Annotated in this window: 18 protein-coding genes; 8 read left to right on the top strand and 10 right to left on the bottom strand. The window is 67.1% G+C overall.

Annotation, left to right across the window (positions count from 1 at the left end):
* Positions 1-14 precede the first annotated feature (14 nt).
* Positions 15-2,417 carry a DUF6049 family protein gene (locus ACIQPR_RS12070; RefSeq protein ID WP_403645809.1) on the bottom strand — a complete coding sequence of 801 codons (2,403 nt, stop codon included), beginning with the start codon at positions 2,415-2,417 and terminating at the stop codon, positions 15-17.
* Between the two features lie 258 nt (positions 2,418-2,675).
* On the opposite strand from ACIQPR_RS12070, the gene ACIQPR_RS12075 reads away from it, so the two are divergent.
* Positions 2,676-4,142, top strand: a complete 1,467-nt coding sequence (locus ACIQPR_RS12075) for a CCA tRNA nucleotidyltransferase (RefSeq protein ID WP_403645812.1) — start codon at positions 2,676-2,678, stop codon at positions 4,140-4,142.
* A 103-nt stretch (positions 4,143-4,245) separates the two neighbouring features.
* On the opposite strand, the gene ACIQPR_RS12080 is transcribed toward ACIQPR_RS12075, so the two are convergent.
* The 4 genes from ACIQPR_RS12080 to ACIQPR_RS12095 all read right to left on the bottom strand — a co-directional run bounded on the left by ACIQPR_RS12080 (position 4,246) and on the right by ACIQPR_RS12095 (position 8,228).
* Entirely contained in the window at positions 4,246-4,764 is a 519-nt protein-coding gene (locus ACIQPR_RS12080; protein ID WP_403645815.1) for a hypothetical protein, read from the bottom strand.
* Positions 4,765-4,884: 120 nt separating this feature from the next.
* Positions 4,885-6,162, bottom strand: a complete 1,278-nt coding sequence (locus tag ACIQPR_RS12085) for an MFS transporter (protein ID WP_403645818.1) — start codon at positions 6,160-6,162, stop codon at positions 4,885-4,887.
* 252 nt (positions 6,163-6,414) lie between these two features.
* Positions 6,415-7,497 carry an inositol-3-phosphate synthase gene (locus ACIQPR_RS12090; RefSeq protein ID WP_403645821.1) on the bottom strand — a complete coding sequence of 361 codons (1,083 nt, stop codon included), beginning with the start codon at positions 7,495-7,497 and terminating at the stop codon, positions 6,415-6,417.
* Positions 7,498-7,541: 44 nt separating this feature from the next.
* On the bottom strand, positions 7,542-8,228 hold the full coding sequence (locus tag ACIQPR_RS12095) for a PadR family transcriptional regulator (RefSeq protein ID WP_403645824.1): 687 nt from the start codon (positions 8,226-8,228) through the stop codon (positions 7,542-7,544).
* Between the two features lie 375 nt (positions 8,229-8,603).
* Here ACIQPR_RS12095 and ACIQPR_RS12100 point away from each other — a divergent pair, with 375 nt between their 5' ends.
* Positions 8,604-11,216 carry a transglycosylase domain-containing protein gene (locus ACIQPR_RS12100; protein ID WP_403645826.1) on the top strand — a complete coding sequence of 871 codons (2,613 nt, stop codon included), beginning with the start codon at positions 8,604-8,606 and terminating at the stop codon, positions 11,214-11,216.
* A 106-nt stretch (positions 11,217-11,322) separates the two neighbouring features.
* Here ACIQPR_RS12100 and ACIQPR_RS12105 read toward each other — a convergent pair whose 3' ends face one another.
* Positions 11,323-11,553, bottom strand: a complete 231-nt coding sequence (locus tag ACIQPR_RS12105; RefSeq protein ID WP_403645828.1) for a hypothetical protein — start codon at positions 11,551-11,553, stop codon at positions 11,323-11,325.
* 348 nt (positions 11,554-11,901) lie between these two features.
* Here ACIQPR_RS12105 and ACIQPR_RS12110 point away from each other — a divergent pair, with 348 nt between their 5' ends.
* Positions 11,902-13,401 (top strand): glycosyltransferase family 87 protein, encoded by a 1,500-nt coding sequence (locus ACIQPR_RS12110; protein ID WP_403645831.1) that lies wholly within the window; start codon positions 11,902-11,904, stop codon positions 13,399-13,401.
* Positions 13,402-13,502: 101 nt separating this feature from the next.
* Here ACIQPR_RS12110 and ACIQPR_RS12115 read toward each other — a convergent pair whose 3' ends face one another.
* The 3 genes from ACIQPR_RS12115 to ACIQPR_RS12125 all read right to left on the bottom strand — a co-directional run bounded on the left by ACIQPR_RS12115 (position 13,503) and on the right by ACIQPR_RS12125 (position 16,232).
* Entirely contained in the window at positions 13,503-14,534 is a 1,032-nt protein-coding gene (locus ACIQPR_RS12115; protein ID WP_403645834.1) for an alanine racemase, read from the bottom strand.
* Between the two features lie 83 nt (positions 14,535-14,617).
* Entirely contained in the window at positions 14,618-15,739 is a 1,122-nt protein-coding gene (gene femX / locus ACIQPR_RS12120; RefSeq protein ID WP_403645837.1) for a peptidoglycan bridge formation glycyltransferase FemX, read from the bottom strand.
* 178 nt (positions 15,740-15,917) lie between these two features.
* Positions 15,918-16,232 carry a hypothetical protein gene (locus tag ACIQPR_RS12125; RefSeq protein WP_403645840.1) on the bottom strand — a complete coding sequence of 105 codons (315 nt, stop codon included), beginning with the start codon at positions 16,230-16,232 and terminating at the stop codon, positions 15,918-15,920.
* 279 nt (positions 16,233-16,511) lie between these two features.
* Here ACIQPR_RS12125 and rpsF point away from each other — a divergent pair, with 279 nt between their 5' ends.
* The 4 genes from rpsF to rplI all read left to right on the top strand — a co-directional run bounded on the left by rpsF (position 16,512) and on the right by rplI (position 18,232).
* Positions 16,512-16,802 (top strand): 30S ribosomal protein S6, encoded by a 291-nt coding sequence (gene rpsF / locus ACIQPR_RS12130; protein WP_006604399.1) that lies wholly within the window; start codon positions 16,512-16,514, stop codon positions 16,800-16,802.
* Between the two features lie 77 nt (positions 16,803-16,879).
* Entirely contained in the window at positions 16,880-17,473 is a 594-nt protein-coding gene (locus tag ACIQPR_RS12135) for a single-stranded DNA-binding protein (RefSeq protein ID WP_403645843.1), read from the top strand.
* A gap of 57 nt (positions 17,474-17,530) precedes the next feature.
* Positions 17,531-17,767, top strand: coding sequence for a 30S ribosomal protein S18 (gene rpsR / locus ACIQPR_RS12140; protein WP_006381652.1), 237 nt, complete (start codon positions 17,531-17,533; stop codon positions 17,765-17,767).
* Between the two features lie 18 nt (positions 17,768-17,785).
* Positions 17,786-18,232: a 50S ribosomal protein L9 gene (gene rplI, locus ACIQPR_RS12145; protein WP_019073380.1), complete on the top strand. Its 447-nt coding sequence runs from the start codon at positions 17,786-17,788 to the stop codon at positions 18,230-18,232.
* A 170-nt stretch (positions 18,233-18,402) separates the two neighbouring features.
* Here the strand turns inward: rplI and ACIQPR_RS12150 are convergent, their stop codons facing one another.
* Positions 18,403-19,740 (bottom strand): MATE family efflux transporter, encoded by a 1,338-nt coding sequence (locus ACIQPR_RS12150; protein WP_403645846.1) that lies wholly within the window; start codon positions 19,738-19,740, stop codon positions 18,403-18,405.
* Positions 19,741-20,200: 460 nt separating this feature from the next.
* Between ACIQPR_RS12150 and dnaB the strand changes: the two genes are divergently transcribed.
* Complete coding sequence (gene dnaB, locus ACIQPR_RS12155; protein ID WP_026150108.1) at positions 20,201-21,679, top strand: replicative DNA helicase; 1,479 nt, start codon at positions 20,201-20,203, stop codon at positions 21,677-21,679.
* Positions 21,680-21,683 lie beyond the last annotated feature (4 nt).

Below are 21,683 nucleotides of genomic sequence, written 5' to 3' on the forward strand. Positions count from 1 at the left end.
GGCCACGACATCGCTCAACGGTCCACTCTCTCACCCGTGCCGGACGGGTCGGCGCTTTCCGGTGCGGTGTCCGGTGTCGGGTCACTCGGGTGCCCCGGGTCGTCTGCCCGGGACGGAGTGCCGGACTCCTCCTGGAGACGATCCTGCGGGCCCTCGGGGTTCTCCGGGCCGTCGGGTTCTTCGTCCGCCGCGTCGTCGGGCCCTTCAGGACCCTCCTCCTCGGCCTGGCGGGCGGCGGCGCGCTTGCGGTGGGTGTACATCCGGAAGCCGGCCAGGACGAGCAGCAGGACACCGCCGCCGATGACCAGCATGACCGTGGCGGTGACCTCGGTGACCTTCACGTCGAAGTTGACGGCCTGCCCGTACTCCTGGCCGTCCTCCGTGTACAGCTGGGCGACCACGCCGACCTTGCCGTTGGCGTTGGCCGTGGTGGTGAACTTCACCGACTGGCTGTGCCCGCCGTTGACCGTGACCCGCTGTTCCTCGTAGGCCTTGCCGCCGATCTTCAGGCGCGTGGGGTTCGTCGAGGTGAGGCGCAGGATCAGGTGGTCGACGCCCTGCACCAGGTTGTTCTGCACGGTCACGGGGATGGTGGCGCTGCGGCCCGAGAGCTTGGTCTCGGACTTGTCGATCAGCTTGACCTGGTCGATGAGGTCGTCGAGATAACCCAGCACACCCTGGCGGAAGTTCTCGCCCTCTCCCGCCCGACCACGCCACGACGTGGACATCTCGCGGTTCATGGCCCGCCCGAAGGGGGTCACCACGCGGGCCTCGTTGCTGAGGATCACCCGGAAGTTGTCGAGCTTGTCCTGCGTGGTCGCGATCTCCTCGAAGGCCGACCTCGGCAGCTCCTGCTTGCGCAGCGAGGAGGGGTACCGGGAGGACGACGGGATCTTCGTGGTGGCTCCCGGGTCCGGCTTGGCCTTGGCCGCCGCGGCGAGATCCTGCGACTCGTTCCAGTTGCTGCTCTGGAGGGTGGTCACGGCCGCCGCCATCGCCTGGGCCTGGCTCGCGGTCGGCATGCGCTGCGGGGCGACGACGACGCTGCGCTGCTTGTCCGTCTGGAGGTTCAGCGCCAGGCTCTGGGCCAGGAACTGCTGCTCGGCGAGGGTGGCCGCCCCGGCCTTCGTCAGATCGCCCTCGAACGCCGTGGAAAGACGCGCGTCGGCGACCACCGCCGTCGTACCGCCACCGATGGGGCGGGCCGCGGAGGGCGTGTACGGCAGGCCGCCGGTCTCCTGGAGGCTGTCGCTGCGGGCGATCACCTTGTCGGCGCCGGCCGAGGTGGCGACCTTGATGATCGACGGGTCCACGGCGCCGCTCACCGGCCATGCGAAGTCGGTGGTCGGTGTCACGTGGAGCACCGTTTCCACGGTGGTCGCGGCGACGTCGGTGGCGTCTTTGAGGTGGCTCAACGAGCCGGTGACACTGGTGCCGTTGTGGGCCAGGGACGCCAGGTCCGGGTCGGCGAAGGGGAGGGCGACGACCTCCTTGTCGGCCACCGCCGACTGCAACTCGGCCAGCCACGCCTTGGCGATCGCCTGGTGGGTGCCCGTCGTGGTGGTGCCGTCGTCGCCCTGGATCTTGTAGCTGCGGGTCATCGCGTCGACGGAGGCCAGCAGGTCCGGGTCGATCACCCAGGTGACGTCGAGGTCCTTGCCCAGGGAGAGCATCTGGTCGAGCCGGCCGCCCGGGGCGATCTCCTTGGCGAGGTCGTCGTTGAGGAAGACCGGCGTCTGCTGCTCGTTGGAACCCGTCTGGACGGTCATGTGGACGGTGGAGACGAGCGGCCACAGGTACGTCGTCTTCGTCTTGGTGTCCGCGTCGTCGGGCTGCCACGGCAGGAACGTCCGCTGGATGCCCAGCACCTGGTCCCACGGCTGGGCCGAGGTCTGGCCGGAGAGCGAGACGCCGAGCGGATAGACGCCGTCGTCGCCGAGGTCCAGCTTGTCGACCGGGACGGAGAGGGTGAAGGGCTCGGCGACGCCCGGAGTGAGCTTGGAGAACTTCTGTGTGTACTTGGCGTCGGTCTCCGAGCCGTCGACCCCCTGGACGAAGCCGGTGCGCTCGGCGACGCTGTCGATCGCCGAACGGGTGCTCAGCGCCTGCCCCAGGCGCAGGCCCACATGGGCGTCGGTGACCGCCTGCTTGCCGTTGTTCGTCACCGTCCCGGAGACGGTCAGCGTGTCCCCGTCGGTGGGGATGCCGGGGGTGAGGGTGTCCACGGAGACGGACACCGTCTGCGAGCCGGAGGCGGTCTGCGCGGAGGTCTGCTCGGCCGCACCTGCGGGCGCGAGGGTGGACATCTGGAGGACGCCGGCCAGCAGTGGCGCCCCGGCGAGCAGTGCGCCGGTGCGCCGCAGCCACCGGCGGGCAGGTGAGGGACACGTCCCCTGGAAGTCTGCCGCCTCGGCCACGCGCTCGCCCGTCCCTCGTCGTCGTCAGTGGTCGTCGCAATGTGCGTCCACGCATGGTAACGATGCGCGCTGAGGGGAAGTGCCGCGGACTGCTCCACAAGATCGCAGATCGATATCGACGCGTCCTGAATGTGTACGTACAAAGGGGAGGGATGCGGTAAGTCGCAAGGGCTGTGCTTGCGCGGGTATCGGGGGATGTGTCCGTGGACATTTAATGGAGGCGCTCGCGGTCGCCCGGGCCACGTACCCTTTTCTGTTGTGCCGAACGCCAACGAAGACAACTCCAGTGCCCTGAGCCAGGCGCAGCAGCGCGCGGTGAGCGAACTGCTGCGGGTCGCTCCCGTCGCCGACGACCTCGCCCGCCGCTTCCGGCAGGCAGGGTTCTCCCTCGCCCTCGTCGGCGGGTCGGTTCGCGACGCGCTGCTCGGCCGGCTCGGCAACGACCTGGACTTCACGACGGACGCGCGGCCCGAGGACGTACTGAAGATCGTCCGGCCGTGGGCGGACGCCGTGTGGGAGGTCGGGATCGCCTTCGGCACGGTGGGTGTGCAGAAGGACGCCCGCGTCGGGGACGTCGACCGGAGCTTCCAGATCGAGGTGACCACCTATCGGTCGGAGGCCTACGACCGGACCTCGCGCAAGCCCGAGGTGTCGTACGGCGACTCCATCGAGGAGGATCTCGTCCGGCGTGACTTCACGGTGAACGCGATGGCTGTCGCCCTCCCGGAGAAGGAGTTCATCGACCCGCACGGCGGTCTCGGCGACCTCGCCGCCCAGGTGCTGCGTACTCCGGGCACCCCCGAGGCGTCCTTCTCGGACGATCCCCTGCGGATGATGCGAGCGGCCCGTTTCGCGGCCCAGCTCGACTTCGAGGTCGCTCCCGAGGTCGTCACGGCGATGACGGAGATGTCCGGGCGGATCGAGATCGTCTCGGCCGAGCGCGTGCGCGACGAGCTGAACAAGCTGATCCTCTCCGCGCACCCCCGCAAGGGCCTGACGCTGCTCGTCGACACCGGTCTCTCCGACCATGTCCTGCCCGAGCTGCCTGCCCTGCGCCTGGAGAGCGACGAGCACCACCGGCACAAGGACGTCTACGAGCACACGCTGATCGTGCTGGAGCAGGCGATCGAACTGGAGGAGAACGGTCCCGACCTGACGCTCCGGCTCGCCGCGCTGCTGCACGACATCGGCAAGCCGCGCACCCGTCGCTTCGAGAGCGACGGAAGGGTCTCGTTCCATCACCACGAGATGGTCGGCGCCAAGATGACCAAGAAGCGCATGCTGGCCCTCAAGTACTCCAACGAACTGGTGAAGGACGTCTCGCGTCTCGTCGAACTCCACCTGCGTTTCCACGGCTACGGCACCGGAGAGTGGACCGACTCGGCGGTCCGGCGCTACGTCCGTGACGCCGGCCCGCTCCTGGACCGGCTCCACAAGCTGACCCGCTCGGACTGCACCACACGGAACAAGCGCAGGGCTACCGCCCTCTCCCGTGCGTACGACGGGCTGGAGGAACGCATCGCGCAGCTCCAGGAGCAGGAGGAGCTGGACTCGATCCGGCCCGACCTCGATGGCAACCAGATCATGGAGATCCTGGGGGTCACACCGGGGCCGGTCATCGGTCGGGCCTACAAGTTCCTGCTGGAACTGCGGCTGGAGAACGGGCCCATGGAGCATGAGGCGGCGGTGGCCGCGCTCAAGGAGTGGTGGGCCTCGGAGAACTGAGGCCGTGAAACGGGGTCATGTTTCACGTGAAACATGACCCCGGTCAGCATCAGGGGCGGTGTTTCACGTGAAACATGAGACACCGCCCCGCGTCGCAACTGCCTTACTTCTTGTAGTCCTTCAGGCAGAGCAGGAAGTCGCTTCCGTCACCGCTCTCGGTGTACGAGTACTGGAAGTCCTTCGCGGCTGCCGAGCACTTGTCGTTCGCCTCGGTTTCGGAGTACTTGCCGCTGATCTTGGCCAGGACCGTGTACTGGGCCTTCGAGTCGCTGCACTTCACGACCTCAAGGTCCGGGTTGGTGTCGCTGCTGCTGCCGCGGTGCATGCAGTCGCCGACCTTCGCCGTGTCGGCGTCGTTCTGGCTCGATATGACGCCGTAGATGGCCGCGCCGATACCTATCACGATGATGATGGCGAGCCGGATCAGCTTGGGGCTGAACCGGCGCTTCGGCTGCGGCGGGACCGGAGCGTACGGGGCCGCGCCCTGCGGCGGGAAGCCGGGCTGGCCGGGCTGCTGCGGGTAACCGCCCTGGGGCGGATACGGAGCCTGTGCCTGGGGCTGGCCGTGGGGCGGCTGGTCCTGGGCGTACGGGTTTGGGCTCTGCGGCGGCGGAGTTGTCATTCGGGGTCCCCCCTGGAACGTGGACGCATGACGCGGCATTGCGCGCGGCATGGTGCGAAGTAAGACGCACGTAAGTTACCGGCACCCACTGACAGCGCCGCGACCCGGATCGACTCCGTGTCAGTGATGTGACACTTTCCGGCGCTCAAAGTGGGCCATAGACACAGCAACTGCCGTGTAGATAACGGCGACCGTGACCACCAAGGTCACCGAACGGCCGTCCGGTGGCAGGACCAGGGCGGCCATCGCCGCCGCGCCGACGAAGGCGACGTTGAACAGCACGTCGTAGACGGAGAAGATCCGGCCGCGGAAGCCGTCGTCGACCGAGAACTGCACGATCGTGTCCGTGGCGATCTTCGCGCCCTGTGTGGTCAGGCCGAGGACGAAGGCCGCCGCGAGCATCGGGGCGGTGGTGAACGGGAGGCCCAGGGCCGGTTCCAGGACGGCCGCGCCCGCTGCGCACACGGCGATCCAGCGGCCGGGGCCCAGTCGTCCGGCGGCCCAGGGTGTCACCACGGCCGCCACGAAGAAGCCGGCGCCGGAGACCCCCAACGCCAGCCCGAGCAGGCGCAGTCCGTCGTCCGAGGTCGACGACAGGGCGTACCGGCAGAGCATCAGCAGCAGGACCGTCAGGGCGCCATAGCAGAAGCGCAGCAGGGTCATCGCGAGGAGAGCCCGGACCGCCTGCCGGCGCTGGGGCGCGGCGAGATGGCGCAGTGCCGCTCCGAGGTCCCGGGCGGTGCCGACGAGGGCCGATGCCAGTCGGGGGCGGCTCTGTGCGAGGTCGGGGCCGAGGAGATCGGGGGCGATGCGCAGGGACGCGAGGGCGGCGCACAGATACAGGGCGGCGCCCAGCAGGACCACCGTCGCGTCGGTGTCCGCGACGAGCAGCCGGACGACGAAGGCGAGGCCGCCGCCCGCTGTCGCCGCCAGTGTTCCGGCCGTGGGGGAAAGGGAGTTGGCGAGGACGAGCCGTTCGTCGTCGACCACGCGCGGGAGGGCGGCGGACAGGCCGGCCAGGACGAAGCGGTTGACGGCCGTGACGCACAGGGCGGAGACGTAGAAGAGCCAGTCCGGGACGTGGCTCACCATCAGGACGGCCGTCAGCGCGGCCAGCAGGGCGCGCAGCAGGTTGCCGTAGAGGAAGACCTGGCGGCGGCGCCAGCGGTCCAGGAGGACGCCGGCGAAGGGGCCGATCAGGGAGTACGGGAGGAGCAGCACCGCCATCGCGGAGGCGATCGCGGCGGCGGAGGTCTGTTTCTCCGGGGAGAAGACGACGTAGGCGGCGAGCGCCACCTGGTAGACGCCGTCCGCGCCTTGGGAGAGCAGTCGTACGGCGAGCAGGCGTCGGAAGCCCTGGAGGCGCAGAAGGATGCGCAGGTCACGGACGACGGCCATGGGCACAGCCTCACATACGAGGAGGGTCCCCGGACGGAATGCCCCGGGGACCCTCGACGAACGGAGCGGCGGGTCCTAGGCCGTGTCCGCGAAGTCCCGCCTGCCTCGCGACGCCCGGCACGCACGCTCGCCGCACCGCCCGAAAGCCCAAGTACGTCCAGTACGAGGGCTTCCGGGCGGCACGCCGATCGCACGCACCGGACGCCGCGAGGCCCGCCCTCCGGGCGGACGACGCGACTTCGCGGACACGACCTAGCGCTCGACCTCGCCCTTGATGAACTTCTCGACGTTCGCGTAGGCCTCGTCGTCGAAGTACTGGACCGGCGGGGACTTCATGAAGTAGCTCGACGCGGAGAGGATCGGGCCGCCGATGCCGCGGTCCTTGGCGATCTTCGCTGCGCGCAGGGCGTCGATGATGACACCCGCGGAGTTCGGGGAGTCCCAGACTTCGAGCTTGTACTCCAGGTTCAGCGGGACGTCGCCGAAGGCACGGCCTTCGAGGCGGACGTAGGCCCACTTGCGGTCGTCGAGCCACTGGACGTAGTCCGACGGGCCGATGTGGACGTTCTTCTCGCCCAGGTCGCGGTCCGGGATCTGCGAGGTGACGGCCTGCGTCTTCGAGATCTTCTTGGACTCCAGGCGGTCGCGCTCCAGCATGTTCTTGAAGTCCATGTTGCCGCCGACGTTGAGCTGCATCGTGCGCTCAAGGCGGACACCGCGGTCCTCGAACAGCTTCGCCATCACGCGGTGCGTGATGGTGGCGCCGACCTGCGACTTGATGTCGTCGCCGACGATCGGGACACCGGCCTCGGTGAACTTGTCCGCCCACTCCTTGGTGCCGGCGATGAAGACCGGGAGGGCGTTGACGAAGGCGACCTTGGCGTCGATGGCGCACTGGGCGTAGAACTTCGCCGCGTCCTCGGAGCCGACGGGCAGGTAGCAGATCAGGACGTCGACCTGCTTGTCCTTGAGGACCTGGACGACGTCGACCGGGGCCTCGGCGGACTCCTCGATCGTCATGCGGTAGTACTTGCCCAGGCCGTCGAGGGTGTGACCGCGCTGGACCGTGACGCCCTTGTTCGGGACGTCGCAGATCTTGATGGTGTTGTTCTCACTGGCACCGATGGCGTCCGAGAGGTCGAGGCCGACCTTCTTCGCGTCGACGTCGAAGGCGGCGACGAACTCGACGTCACCTACGTGGTAGTCGCCGAACTGGACGTGCATCAGACCCGGGACCTTGGAGGCCGGGTCGGCGTCCTTGTAGTACTCGACGCCCTGTACCAGTGAGGCGGCGCAGTTGCCCACGCCGACGATGGCTACGCGAACCGAACCCATTCCGGTTGCTCCCTGTGTGTGCGAGGTGAGGCCCTGACTGGACCTCATGCGGTGGTGTCATCGGACGGATCCGGCCCGGGGGTGGCACCCCCGAGCCGGGGCAGGCCGCCCGACTCCCCAGATGTGCTGTCCTGCTGAGCGGTGCCGTCCGGAACGGGACCCTTCAGGTCACGTCCGGCCCGCTCACTCTCGATGAGCTCGTTCAGCCAGCGCACTTCGCGCTCCACGGACTCCATTCCGTGGCGCTGGAGCTCAAGGGTGTAGTCGTCGAGGCGCTCCCGGGTCCGCGCCAGGGAGGCACGCATCTTCTCCAGACGCTCCTCCAGCCGGCTGCGGCGGCCCTCCAGTACGCGCATGCGTACGTCGCGTGACGTCTGCCCGAAGAAGGCGAAACGAGCGGCGAAATGTTCGTCCTCGTACGCGTCGGGTCCCGTCTGCGAGAGCAGCTCCTCGAAGTGCTCCTTACCTTCCGCCGTCAACCGGTAGACGATCTTGGCGCGACGCCCCGCGAGTGTGGCCGTGAGGGCGTCCTCAGGAGTGTTCCCCGCCTCCTCGATCAACCAGCCGTTCGCGACCAGCGTCTTGAGGCAGGGATAGAGCGTCCCGTAGCTGAACGCACGGAACACACCCAGTGATGTATTGAGTCGTTTGCGCAGCTCATAGCCGTGCATCGGGGATTCGCGGAGCAGGCCGAGGATGGCGAACTCAAGGATGCCGGAGCGCCTGCTCATCGTCGCCTCCTGTCTGTCCGCGGTCCGACCGTCACGGTCTTTATGCCGAGCTGATGTATCGACTCGATACATCCAGACGATAGAACGGCCTTCCGGATGCGACAAGTGGGGAGATGGTGACCGCCGTCACATCACCGATTCGTTGGAATCAAGTTGCCTGATTTGGGGTGAACTTCGGGGCTAAGCAGGTTTTGACGGTGCGTAGTCTGTGCGGCATGCACACCACCGGGAACCAAGTGACGCGTGGGGGCGTCAACGTCCCTGGTGCGGTACGGATGAATGCAGAACCGACCACATCCGTACTTCGGGGGGACCGGAAACCAGCCGCCGTTTCCAGGCGCGCACGGGTGCGCCTGCCCGAGGAGTAATCGTTCGATGAGCGAGCACCGTCGCAAACCGCCGCAGCCGCAGGGAGGCGGACGTGCCGCGGACCGACGCGGCCAGTCCGGACCGACCTCCGGCCGCCGCGCGGCACCGCGAGGCGCCACCACCGGGTCTCCATCCGATTCCTATGGGTCGAACCCCGCCGATTTCGGGGGCGACGACCGCCAGTACGGCAGCCGTGCCGAGGCCCGCCGGGCCGCGCAGAGAGGCGGCGGCCGTCGCAGAGGGGCCGAGCCGGCAGGCCGCGGTCCCGGTGGCCCCAGCGGGCCCGGTCGGGGCAGAGGACGCGGTCCGGCGCCCGGCAAGAAGAGGTTCATCGACTATCCGCGCTTCGACAAGTACGGATGGCGCCGCTGGGTGCCCTCCTGGCGGCTGGTCTCCAGCCTGTGCCTGCTGTTCTTCGGCAGCATCGTGGCCGCGGTCGGTGTCGGCTACGCGATGGTCAGCATCCCCAGCGAGAACACCGCGGCCAAGTCGCAGAACAACGTCTACTACTGGGCCAACGGCGAGCAGATGGTTGCCACGGGCACCGGGGCGAACCGTCAGAACATCACCATCGACCAGATCCCCAAGGCCATGCAGTGGTCGGTGATCTCGGCCGAGAACAAGAGCTTCTACACGGACTCGGGCGTCGACCCCATGGGTATCGCCCGGGCGCTGGCCAACATGGCCCGGGGCGGTCAGACGCAGGGTGGTTCGACGATCACTCAGCAGTTCGTCAAGAACACCTACCTGAGCCAGGAACAGACGATCACCCGTAAGTTCAAGGAGATGTTCATCTCCATAAAGGTGGGGACGCAGCTCAGCAAGGAGCAGGTCCTTCAGGGCTACCTGAACACCTCGTACTACGGCCGCGGTGCCTACGGCATACAGGCCGCCGCGCAGACCTACTACGGCGTGAACGCGGTCGATCTCAAGCCGTCGCAGTGCGCCTTCCTCGCGGCCCTGCTGAAGGGCCCGACGTACTACGACCCGATCGGTGCCACGAACATCGACCCCGCGGCGACCGCCGCCGCCAACCGCAAGCGCTCAGAAGCCCGCTGGAGCTGGATTCTTGAGCAGATGCACAACGACAAGCACATCACGGACGCCGAGTACCAGGAAGCCATCAAGAGGTACCCCACTCCGCAGGGGCTGAAGGCGACCAAGGGCATGACGGGTCAGATCAGCTACTTGGTCGACACGGCCAAGAAGTACGTCCTGAACCACTCGAACATCTCGCAGACCCAGTTCGACCAGGGCGGCTTCCAGATCTACACGACCTTCGACAAGGCCAAGGTCAACGAGCTGAGCGCGGCCGTGAAGAAGATCCAGAAGCAGCGCATCGACCCGAAGAAGCGCGACCTGGACAAGTACGTCCAGTTCGGCGCGGCGTCGGTGCGGCCCAAGGACGGAGCGATCGTCGCCCTCTACGGAGGCGACGGCTACGAGAACGGCCACTTCACGAACAACGCCGACACCTCGGGTGTCCCCGTGGGTTCGACCTGGAAGCCGTTCGTGCTCGCCGCGGCCATGCAGTACGGCACGTACAAGACCGATGGTGTCGGTATCTCGCCGCTGAGCAAGTACAACGGCGACGATCACCTCAAGGTCGAGAACCAGGACGGTTCGTACGTCCTCAACAAGGACGGCTCGACGTTCTACCAGAACAACGAGAGCAACTACCCCTGGGGCTACATCACGCTGCGCAAGGCGATGGAGCAGTCCATCAACACGCCGTACGTACAGCTCGGTATGGACGTCGGGATGACGAAGGTGAAAGCCGTTGCCAAGTCGGCAGGCATCCTGGATTCCAGTATGGCGAAGGATCTCAATGCGTCTTTCGCCATTGGTACGTCGACGCCCAGCGCGATCCGGATGGCCGACGCCTACGCGACGTTCGCCGCCTCGGGCAAGCAGGCGGACCCGTACTCGGTGGTGTCTGTCAAAGAGGGCGGACAGCCGGTGGCCGGCTTCGACAAGCCCGCTGTGAAGCAGGCGATGCCGGAGAACATCGCGAACAACGTCACGGACACACTGGAGAACGTCATCCAGAACGGTACGGCCAAGACCGCCAAGGTTCTGGGCCGTGCGGCGGCCGGCAAGACCGGTACCACCGACAGCAACAAGTCGGCCTGGTTCGTGGGCTACACCCAGCAGCTCTCGACGTCGATCGCGATGTTCAGGGAGAACCCCAAGGACGCCGAGCTGCTCTCCATGAACGGTACGGCGGGCGTGGCGTCCATCCACGGTGGTGACATCCCGACCTCGATCTGGACCGAGTACATGGAGGCCGCGCTCAAGGGCAGCTCCGACCCGGGCTTCCCGGATGCCACCAAGATCGACAAGGTGCAGAACGAGGACGGCGCGCCGTCTCCCACTCCGACTCCCGTGGTGACGCCCAGCGAGACACCCAGTGAGACGCCGAGCGAGACGCCCAGCCAGACACCGAGCACGTCACCGTCGGCCACTGAATCCTGCCGGTTCAGCTGGCAGTGCAGTGACAACGGCGGTACCGACGGAGGCACGACGTCCACACCGACGGACACGGCCACGGCGACCGAGTCCACCGGCACCAACAATGGCAACGGCAATGGGGGCATCTTCGGAGGCTCAACCGGCTGACCGATAAGCATAAGGCCGGTGCTCAGTGCCATGGAAAGGCACCGAACACCGGCCTTATGTATACCGGCGCTCAGTGTGAAGACTGCGCGCTGGGAGCCTTTGTGGGTCAGACCCACTTAATGCAGTGGGATATCAGAGAGCTTCCCTCGTATGTCGCCACCTCGATCCCGACATCGGCAATTTGGCCGCCGGCGGGCACGTACGAGTTGACCACTGCGGAGGTGCCAGCTCCGTCATAGTTGTAGTGCCACTGGAGATAGTCGGTGGTGTCGGCATAGCCCACCAGCAGCCGAATCTGCACGTGATGCCCATCAGAGCTGGTGTCGCGCACAGTCATGGTGAGATTGGGTATTCCACGGTCGTAGAAGTCCCACCCGGTCGTGATGAGGGAACCTTGGGAGCCGGTGGCGGAACATTCGGCAGTGTGCGTCACGAGTGCCTGTGAAGGACTGGCCGCTAAGCCCACAAGTACTGCAGAAGCGACGCCAACCAGGCCGAATCTTGCGAATTTCCTCATCCATCCCCCAGTTGTTGAGTGATTCTTCTCTTTGGTGTGATCCTAGTTACGGCTGGGTGAACCCCGCAAGATTAATAATCTTCGTAATTGGGGTGTATCAATTCAAAATTGAATGCAAGCTGTCACGACGGCATGTCGCCCTCAGGTCCATGCGGCAGGATGTGGCCCATGCCCAGTGCAGAACTGACGCCCACGAGCGTGCACGAGCCGGATCCGGTGAAGCCGACCAAGGTCGACCAGGTCGCCGCCGCCGGTAGCGAAGTGATCGGTGGTCCCCTCGGCCGGCGGGCCCTGCTCGGGACGTCCTGGTGGACTCCCGTACGGGTCATCGCGCTGGTGGCGATCGGGATGTTCGCCCTCGGCCTGGTCCAGAAGGCGCCCTGTTACAACAGCGGTTGGTTCTTCGGCGCGAGTTCGCAGTACACGCACGCGTGCTACTCGGACATCCCGCACCTCTACCAGGGGCGTGGCTTCGCCGATGGGCTCGTCCCGTACTTCGACAAGCTCCCCGGCGACATGCAGTACCTCGAATACCCGGTGCTGACCGGCGTGTTCATGGAGGTGGCCGCCTGGCTCACCCCGGGCAGCGGCAGCATCCAGCACCAGGAACAGTGGTACTGGGTGGTCAACGCCGGGATGCTGATGGTGTGCGCGGCCGTCATCGTCGTCTGCGTCAGCCGTACGCACGCACGTCGGCCCTGGGACGGACTGCTGGTCGCCCTGGCGCCTGCCTTCGCGCTCACCGCCACCATCAACTGGGACCTGCTGGCGGTCGCTCTGACGGCCGCGGCGATGCTGATGTGGTCGCGGGGCCGTTCCCTCGCGTTCGGCGTCCTGTTGGGCCTTGCCACGGCCGCCAAGCTGTATCCCGTCTTCCTCCTCGGCTCGCTGTTCCTGCTGTGCTGGCGCGCGGGCAAGTGGCGGGACTTCGGGAAGGCGTTCGCCGGAACAGCGGTGGCCTGGCTGGCGGTGAACCTGCCGGTGATGCTCTTCGCCTTCGACGGCTGGTCGAAGTTCTACACGTTCAGCCAGGAACGGGGCGTCGACTTCGGGTCCTTCTGGCTGATCATGGCGCAGAACTCCACCGACCCGCTCAGCACCGACACCGTCAACACCTTCGCCACGCTGCTGATGCTGCTGTGCTGCGGTGCCATCGCGGCCCTCACGATGACGGCTCCTCGCCGGCCGCGCTTCGCCCAGCTGGCCTTCCTGATCGTCGCGGCGTTCATCGTGACCAACAAGGTCTACTCGCCGCAGTACGTGCTGTGGCTGGTCCCGCTGGCCGTGCTGGCCCGGCCGAAGTGGCGGGACTTCCTGATCTGGCAGGCGTGCGAGGTGGCGTACTTCCTGGGGATCTGGATGTACCTCGCCTACACGACCAGCGGAGACGCCCACAAGGGCCTGCCGACGGAGGGCTACCACCTGGCCATCGGCCTGCACATCCTGGGCACGCTCTACCTGTGTGCCGTGATCGTGCGCGACATTCTCATGCCGGAGCGGGACGTGGTGCGGATGGCGGGCGACGACGACCCGTCGGGCGGGGTGCTCGACCGGGCCGAGGACATGTTCGTGTTCGGGGCCGCGGCCCGTCCGGGACGGCACGCGGCGCCCTTCGACGGACCGCAGGTGGAATGGGGCAACGAAGAGCCGGCCGACCGTTCGCTCTGAGCGAACAGGGCCTGGCGGGGCCACACGAAAGTCGGCGGGACCATGCGAAAGGCCGTACACGGGAGATTCCGTGTACGGCCTTTCGGCTGCTTCGAGGAGGCTCAGCGATCCACGATGCGGTCGAACTGGGTGGTGGTGTGCCGCAGATGGGCCACCAGCTCCTCGCCGACCTTCGGCTCGGCCGCTTCCACCGGCACGAACAGGATCGAGACCTGCATGTGCGGGGGCTCGGCGAACCAGCGCTGCTTGCCGTCCCAGACGAACGGAGCGAGGTTGCGGTTGACCGTGGCGAGGCCGGCGCGGGCGACGCCCTTGGCGCGCGGCATGACGCCGTGCAGTGCCTTGGGAGCCTCCAGGCCCACCCCGTGCGACGTACCGCCCGCCACGACCACCAGATAGCCGTCCGAGGCCGCCTTCTGCTGCCGGTAGCCGAACCGGTCGCCCTTGGAGACCCGGGTGACGTCCAGGACCGCGCCGCGGTACTCGGTGGCCTCGTGGTCCCCCAGCCACAGCCGGGTGCCGATCCGGGCACGGAAGTGGGTCTGCGGGAACTGCTGCTGGAGACGGGCGAGTTCCTCGGCCTTGAGGTGGCTGACGAACATCGTGTGCAACGGCAGCCGCGCGGCCCGCAGCCGGTCCATCCAGCCGATGACCTCCTCGACGGCGTCCGAGCCGTCGGTGCGGTCCAGCGGGAGGTGGATGGCGAAGCCCTCCAGGCGGACGTTCTCTATGGCGGAGTGCAGTTGCGGCAGTTCCTGCTCGCTGACGCCGTGCCGCTTCATCGAGGACATCACCTCGATGACCACACGGGCGCCCACGAGGCCGTACACGCCGTCGATGGACGACACCGAGCGGATCACCCGGTCCGGCAGCGGAACGGGCTCCTCGCCGCGGCGGTAGGGCGTGAGGACGAGCAGGTCACCCCCGAACCAGTCCTTGATCCGGGCGGCCTCGTACGTCGTGCCGACGGCGAGGACATCCGCGCCCAGACGCGTCGCCTCCTCCGCCAGCCGCTCGTGCCCGAAGCCGTAGCCGTTGCCCTTGCAGACCGGGACGAGCCCCGGGAACTGCTCGGCCACGTGCTTGTGATGCGCACGCCAGCGCGCGGTGTCGACGTAGAGCGTGAGCGCCATGGCCGGACCTGGAACCCTTCTGGTGGCTGCGGTGTATCAGGAGTATGGGACCTGTCGACGTCGTCGACGCCGGGACCGTGAGGTCAGCGGCGCGACATGTAGATGTCGAGTGCCTTGTGAAGCAGCTTGTTCAGCGGGAAGTCCCACTCGCCGAGGTACTCGGCGGCCTGCCCGCCGGTGCCCACCTTGAACTGGATCAGACCGAAGAGGTGGTCGGTCTCGTCCAGCGAGTCGGAGATGCCGCGCAGGTCGTAGACGGTGGCGCCGAGCGCGTAGGCGTCGCGCAGCATCCGCCACTGCATCGCGTTCGAGGGCCGGACCTCACGGCCGATGTTGTCGGAGGCGCCGTAGGAGTACCAGACGTGTCCGCCGACCACGAGCATCGTCGCCGCCGACAGGTTCACCCCGTTGTGCCGGGCGAAGTACAGCCGCATCCGGTTGGGGTCCTCGGTGTTGAGGGCCGTCCACATGCGCTGGAAGTACGACAGCGGGCGCGGGCGGAAGTGGTCGCGCACGGCCGTGATCTCGTACAACCGCTGCCACTCCTCAAGGTCCTGGTAGCCGCCCTGGACGACCTCGACACCGGCCTTCTCGGCCTTCTTGATGTTGCGGCGCCACAGCTGGTTGAAGTTCTTGTGGACCTCTTCGAGCGAGCGGTTGGCCAGTGGCACCTGGTAGACGTAGCGCGGCTGGACGTCGCCGAAGCCCGCGCCGCCGTCCTCGCCCTGCTGCCAGCCCATACGGCGCAGCTTGTCGGCCACCTCGAAGGCGCGCGGCTCGATGTAGTCGGCCTCGATGTCACGCAGCCGCTTCACGTCCGGGTTCTGGATGCCCGCCTTGATGGAGGTGGCCTCCCAGCGCCGGATGATCACCGGCGGGCCCATCTTCACCGAGAAGGCGCCCTGGTGCTTGAGGTGGGCCAGCATCGGCTGGATCCAGTCGTCCAGATTCGGCGCGAACCAGTTGATGACCGGGCCTTCGGGGAGATAGGCCAAGTAGCGCTTGATCTTGGGGAGTTGCCGGTAGAGGACCAGGCCCACGCCGACCAGCTCGCCGGTCTTCTCGTCGAACCAGCCGAGATTCTCGGAGCGCCACTCCGCCTTCACGTCAGCCCATGCCGGGACCTGCATGTGGCTAGCCGACTGCAGGCTCTGGATGAATGCCAGATGCTGCTCTCGGCTGATGGTCCTCAGGGTCAGGCTCATTCGGGGCGCTCCTCGGGCTGGTGTGTCCCCATGGGTACAGGGGCTCCGGCTCTCGCGCCGAAGCCTACTGCGCCTTGCGAGCGCCCCGACTGGGCGTATGCAACCTTCGCCTCGGCCTGCGGGCCGCCGAGGCGTTCCGTGGTGTTTTACGTGGTGTTCGGACCGAGGTGTCGGAGCGTCAGCTGATGACGCCGCCGAACAGTCCGCCGTGCGCCATGCCGAGGAAGAATCCGACACCCGCGGCACCGAGACCCAGGATCAGGCCGAAGCGTTCCCTCGTCGTCTCGGAGATCCACTGTCCGTAGGCGCCGGTGAGGATGCCCACCAGACCGGTCCATGAGCTGAGCAGGTGCAGGCTGTGGAAGAACGACGTGGTGAACGCCGTCACCCCGAGCACCAGGGTCACCGCGAGCAGCGTGTCCTGGAGCGGATGGGGCTTGCCGTCCGTCGCGAAAAGGGAACCGGCGGTGTTGGGTCGCAATGCCTGTGCCATGTGGCACCTCCTGCGGAAGGCGGCGCGTCGTCGCGCCGGACACACCCGATGTGTACAGATTGACGCTCTCCGCCACCGGATTTCAACCGGAAGCCGGTGTGCGGGTACTCTGTACCCTCTGCACTGGTGTCTGCCCACGTCGTCACGGATCGGAATCCCCGCAAGGGGCACCCGATGTCAGTGGCGGCTGTTTTACTGGCACACACTGTTGCTTACGCATCACAACCCTCCTGCCACGGATCGACCGTGGCCGCTGAGTCCAAAGGAGGTGGGTTCCACATGCGTCACTACGAGGTGATGGTCATCCTCGACCCCGATCTGGAGGAGCGCGCCGTCTCTCCCCTGATCGAGAACTTCCTCTCCGTCGTCCGTGAGGGCAACGGAAAGGTCGAGAAGGTCGACACCTGGGGCCGTCGTCGTCTCTCGTACGAGATCAAGAAGAAGCCCGAGGGCATCTACTCGGTCATCGACCTGCAGGCCGAGCCTGCGGTCGTCAAGGAGCTCGACCGCCAGATGAACCTGAACGAGTCGGTCCTCCGGACCAAGGTCCTCCGCCCCGAGACCCACTGAGCTTTCCGCTCAGCTGATCTCGGGATTCGAGTAGCAGCACCAAGCAGCCAGCAGCAAACCCGCCGAGAGGTTCCCCCATGGCAGGCGAGACCGTCATCACGGTCGTCGGCAATCTTGTCGACGACCCCGAGCTGCGCTTCACCCCTTCCGGTGCGGCGGTCGCGAAGTTCCGTGTCGCGTCCACTCCCCGCACCTTCGACCGCCAGACGAACGAGTGGAAGGACGGCGAAAGCCTCTTCCTCACCTGCTCGGTCTGGCGTCAGGCGGCGGAGAACGTCGCCGAATCGCTCCAGCGAGGCATGCGCGTCATCGTGCAGGGCCGGCTGAAGCAGCGGTCCTACGAGGACCGTGAGGGCGTCAAGCGCACGGTCTACGAACTGGACGTCGAGGAAGTCGGCGCCAGCCTGCGCAGTGCCACGGCCAAGGTCACCAAGACCGCCGGTGGCGCTCGCGGTGGCCAGGGCGGCGGCTTCGGCGGCGGTGGCGGCCAGGGTGGCGGCGGCTGGGGTGGAAACTCCGGCGGCGGTCAGCCGGCCGGCGGTCCTCCCGCCGACGACCCCTGGGCCACCAGCGCTCCCGCCGGTGGCAACCAGGGCGGCGGCGGTGGCGGCTGGGGTGGAAACTCCGGCGGTGGCGGTGGCGGCGGCTACTCGGACGAGCCCCCCTTCTAGGCCCCCGGGCCGAGGGTGGGTCGTACCCACACTTCTTGATCACACAGGAGATACACCATGGCGAAGCCGCCTGTGCGCAAGCCGAAGAAGAAGGTCTGCGCTTTCTGCAAGGACAAGGTCCAGTACGTGGACTACAAGGACACGAACATGCTGCGGAAGTTCATTTCCGACCGCGGCAAGATCCGTGCCCGCCGCGTGACCGGCAACTGCACGCAGCACCAGCGTGACGTCGCCACGGCCGTGAAGAACAGCCGTGAGATGGCGCTGCTGCCCTACACCTCCACCGCGCGATAAGGGAAGGGTGACCGACCAATGAAGATCATCCTCACCCACGAGGTCTCCGGCCTCGGTGCCGCAGGCGACGTCGTCGACGTCAAGGACGGTTACGCTCGCAACTACCTGATCCCGCGGAAGTTCGCTATCCGCTGGACCAAGGGTGGCGAGAAGGACGTCGAGCAGATCCGTCGTGCTCGCAAGATCCACGAGATCCAGACCATCGAGCAGGCCAACTCCGTGAAGGCCCAGCTCGAAGGTGTCAAGGTTCGTCTGGCCGTCCGCTCCGGCGACGCCGGTCGTCTCTTCGGCTCCGTCACCCCGGCCGACATCGCTTCGGCGATCAAGGCTTCCGGTGGCCCCGAGGTCGACAAGCGTCGTATCGAGCTGTCTGCCCCGATCAAGACGCTGGGCGCCCACGAGACGTCCGTGCGTCTGCACCCCGAGGTTGCCGCCAAGGTCAACATCGAGGTCATCGCGGCCTGACCGCTGCGCTCGGCATAGCTGAGAGAGGGGCCGCACCCGTTGGGGTGCGGCCCCTCTGCCGTGCCCGGGGTGGGCAGTACACGACTGGTGCGGAGGGTTCGGGGTGGCGTCGAGGCGCACATGTTTCACGTGAAACGTGGCGGCAGTCTGCGGTGTTTCACGTGAAACGGTCAGCGGGTCGCACCCGTGACGACCCAACGGCCTGAGCGGGTGCGCAGCAGGAGCGTGACCATGCGTACCGCCATCATCAGGGTCATCGCTCCCCAGAGAGCGGTCAGTCCGGCGCCGAAGGCCGGTACGAGCAGGGCCACCGGGGCGAAGACCGCCAGAGTCACCAGCATTGCGCCGGCTAGATACGGCCCGTCCCCCGCGCCCATCAGTACCCCGTCCAGAACGAAGACGACGCCGCAGATCGGCTGAGAGAGCGCCACCATGAGCAGGGCGGGCAGAGCGGTGTCCTTGACGGTGGGGTCGCTGGTGAACAAGGGCAGGAACAGTGGGCGGGACACGATCACCAGGAGGCCGAGCACCACTCCGACGGCTATGCCCCACTGCACCATGCGGCGGCAGGCGGCTTGGGCGCCCTGTGGATCGTCCGCACCGAGGTAGCGGCCGATGATGGCCTGACCCGCGATGGCGATGGCGTCTAGCGCGAAGGACAGCAGGGACCACAGGGACAGGATGATCTGGTGGGCGGCGATGTCGGCATCCCCGAGCCGGGCGGCGACCGCCGTCGCGATGAGGAGGATCGCTCTCAGGGAGAGGGTGCGCACCAGGAGCGGTGCACCCGCTTGGGCCGAGGCGCGGATCCCTGCCGAGTCGGGGCGGAGCGAGGCGCCATGTCGGCGGGCTCCGCGGACGACCACGACGAGATACACGGCAGCCATCCCCCATTGAGCGATGACGGTGCCCCAGGCCGAGCCGGCGATGCCGAGGTCGGCGCCGTAGACCAGTGCCAGGTTGAGGACGCCGTTGGCGACGAAGCCTGTGATGGCGACGTACAGCGGTGTCTTTGTGTTCTGTAGTCCGCGCAGGACTCCGGTGGCGGCGAGTACGACCAGCATGGCCGGGATACCGAGGGAGGAGATCCGGAGATAGGTCGTCGCGTAGGGGGTTGCCGTGTCCGAGGCGCCGAAGATGCGGATGAGGGCGGGTGCCGAGGGGAGGACGACGGCGATGACCGTGGCGCCGATCAGCAGGGCGAGCCAGATGCCGTCCATGCCCTGGCGGATGGCCGCTTGAAGATCGCCCGCGCCGACGCGTCGGGCGACGGCCGCCGTGGTGGCGTAGGCGAGGAAGACGAAGATGCTCACGGCTGTCGTCAGGAGGGCGGAGGCCACGCCGAGTCCGGCGAGTTGCGCGGTGCCGAGATGGCCCACGATCGCGCTGTCGGCCATGACGAAAAGGGGCTCGGCGACGAGCGCGCCGAAGGCCGGGACGGCCAGCATGACGATCTCGCGGTCGTGCCGGCGTCGGGTGGCCCTGGTGGTCGCGGGAGCCTGTGTCATGAGCACTAATCTAATCGTCCACAGGTAAGCGATGCAATTGCTATGTGACCCTTACCTCTCGTCTCGCCGTGTGTCCTCTCGCGCACTGTTCGAAGCGATCTTGGTCGGACTGGGGAAGTTTTTCTTCTGCACAGCCGGTGGACGGGGAAATGCCAGGTCAGATGGGTCACGCTCGGAGTGGGGAGGGCTTGTTCACAGGGCTGTCCACCGGGTCGTGCACAGGTTTTGGCGGGTTCTCCACAGCATCGGGGCCGTCGTCCACATGGCCTGTGGATAACCAGATTGGCTGACGGTGCCCGCGGGCCTACGGTGGTTCGGCGCCCGCTCCGTTCGTCGGCCTGGAAACCATCACAAAACCGACGCGCCCGTACCGGAGTTGGGCGCCTCATTTGTCAGTGCCGTGCCGTAGAAATGAGGGGCACGGCGAGGTCCGCTCGGCGGACGGGAGGAGGTGGCTCGGTTGAGTATTTCCGAGCCCTTGGACGACCCGTGGGCCGAGAGCGGTCCAAGTGATCGTCTGCCTGCTTCCCGACGACGAGGTGACGGAGGCAGAGGTCGCGACGAACAGCACGACCGCGGCCGGGAAGGCGGCGAGTGGGAAGGCGCGGGCTCGGCCTTCGAACGCGTGCCGCCGCAGGACCTCGACGCCGAACAGTCCGTACTCGGCGGCATGCTCCTGTCCAAGGACGCCATTGCCGACGTCGTGGAGGTCCTCAAGGGCCACGACTTCTACAAGCCCGCGCACGAGACGATCTACCAGGCGATCCTCGACGTCTACGCCAAAGGCGAGCCGGCCGACCCGATCACCATCGCCGCCGAACTCACCAAGCGCGGCGAGATCAACAAGGTCGGCGGCGCATCGTATCTGCACACCCTCGTCCAGACCGTGCCGACAGCGGCGAACGCCGAGTACTACGCGGAGATCGTCCACGAGCGCGCCGTCCTGCGCCGCCTGGTCGAGGCCGGTACCCGCATCACGCAGATGGGGTACGCGGCCGACGACGACGTCGACGAGATCGTCAACCGGGCCCAGGCCGAGATCTACGCCGTCACCGAGCAGCGGACCAGCGAGGACTACCTTCCGCTCGGCGACATCATGGAGGGCGCGCTCGACGAGATCGAGGCGATCGGCTCACGCAGCGGTGAGATGACCGGTGTGCCGACCGGGTTCACGGACCTCGACTCGCTCACCAACGGTCTGCACCCCGGGCAGATGATCGTCATCGCCGCCCGCCCCGCCATGGGCAAGTCCACGCTCGCGCTCGACTTCGCCCGCGCCGCATCGATCAAGAACAACCTGCCGAGCGTCATCTTCTCCCTCGAAATGGGGCGCAACGAGATCGCGATGCGTCTGCTGTCCGCCGAGGCCCGCGTCGCGCTGCACCACATGCGGTCCGGCACCATGACCGACGAGGACTGGACCCGGCTCGCCCGCCGGATGCCCGAGGTGTCGTCCGCACCGCTGTACATCGACGACTCCCCGAACCTGTCGATGATGGAGATCCGCGCGAAATGCCGGCGGCTCAAGCAGCGCAGCGACATCAAGCTCGTGATCATCGACTATCTGCAACTGATGCAGGCTGGTGGCTCCAAGCGCCAGGAGAGCCGTCAGCAGGAAGTCTCGGACATGTCCCGAAACCTCAAGCTGCTGGCGAAGGAGCTGGAGGTGCCGGTGATCGCGCTCTCGCAGCTGAACCGTGGTCCCGAGCAGCGCACGGACAAGAAACCGATGGTGTCCGACCTGCGTGAGTCCGGCTCCATCGAGCAGGACGCCGACATGGTGATCCTGCTGCACCGCGAGGACGCCTACGAGAAGGAGTCACCGCGCGCGGGCGAGGCGGACATCATCGTGGGCAAGCACCGTAACGGCCCGACGGCGACGATCACCGTCGCCTTCCAGGGCCACTACTCGCGCTTCGTCGACATGGCGCAGACGTGACCGG

It is taken from the genome of Streptomyces sp. NPDC091280 (assembly GCF_044768565.1).
In the GTDB taxonomy this organism is placed as follows: domain Bacteria; phylum Actinomycetota; class Actinomycetes; order Streptomycetales; family Streptomycetaceae; genus Streptomyces.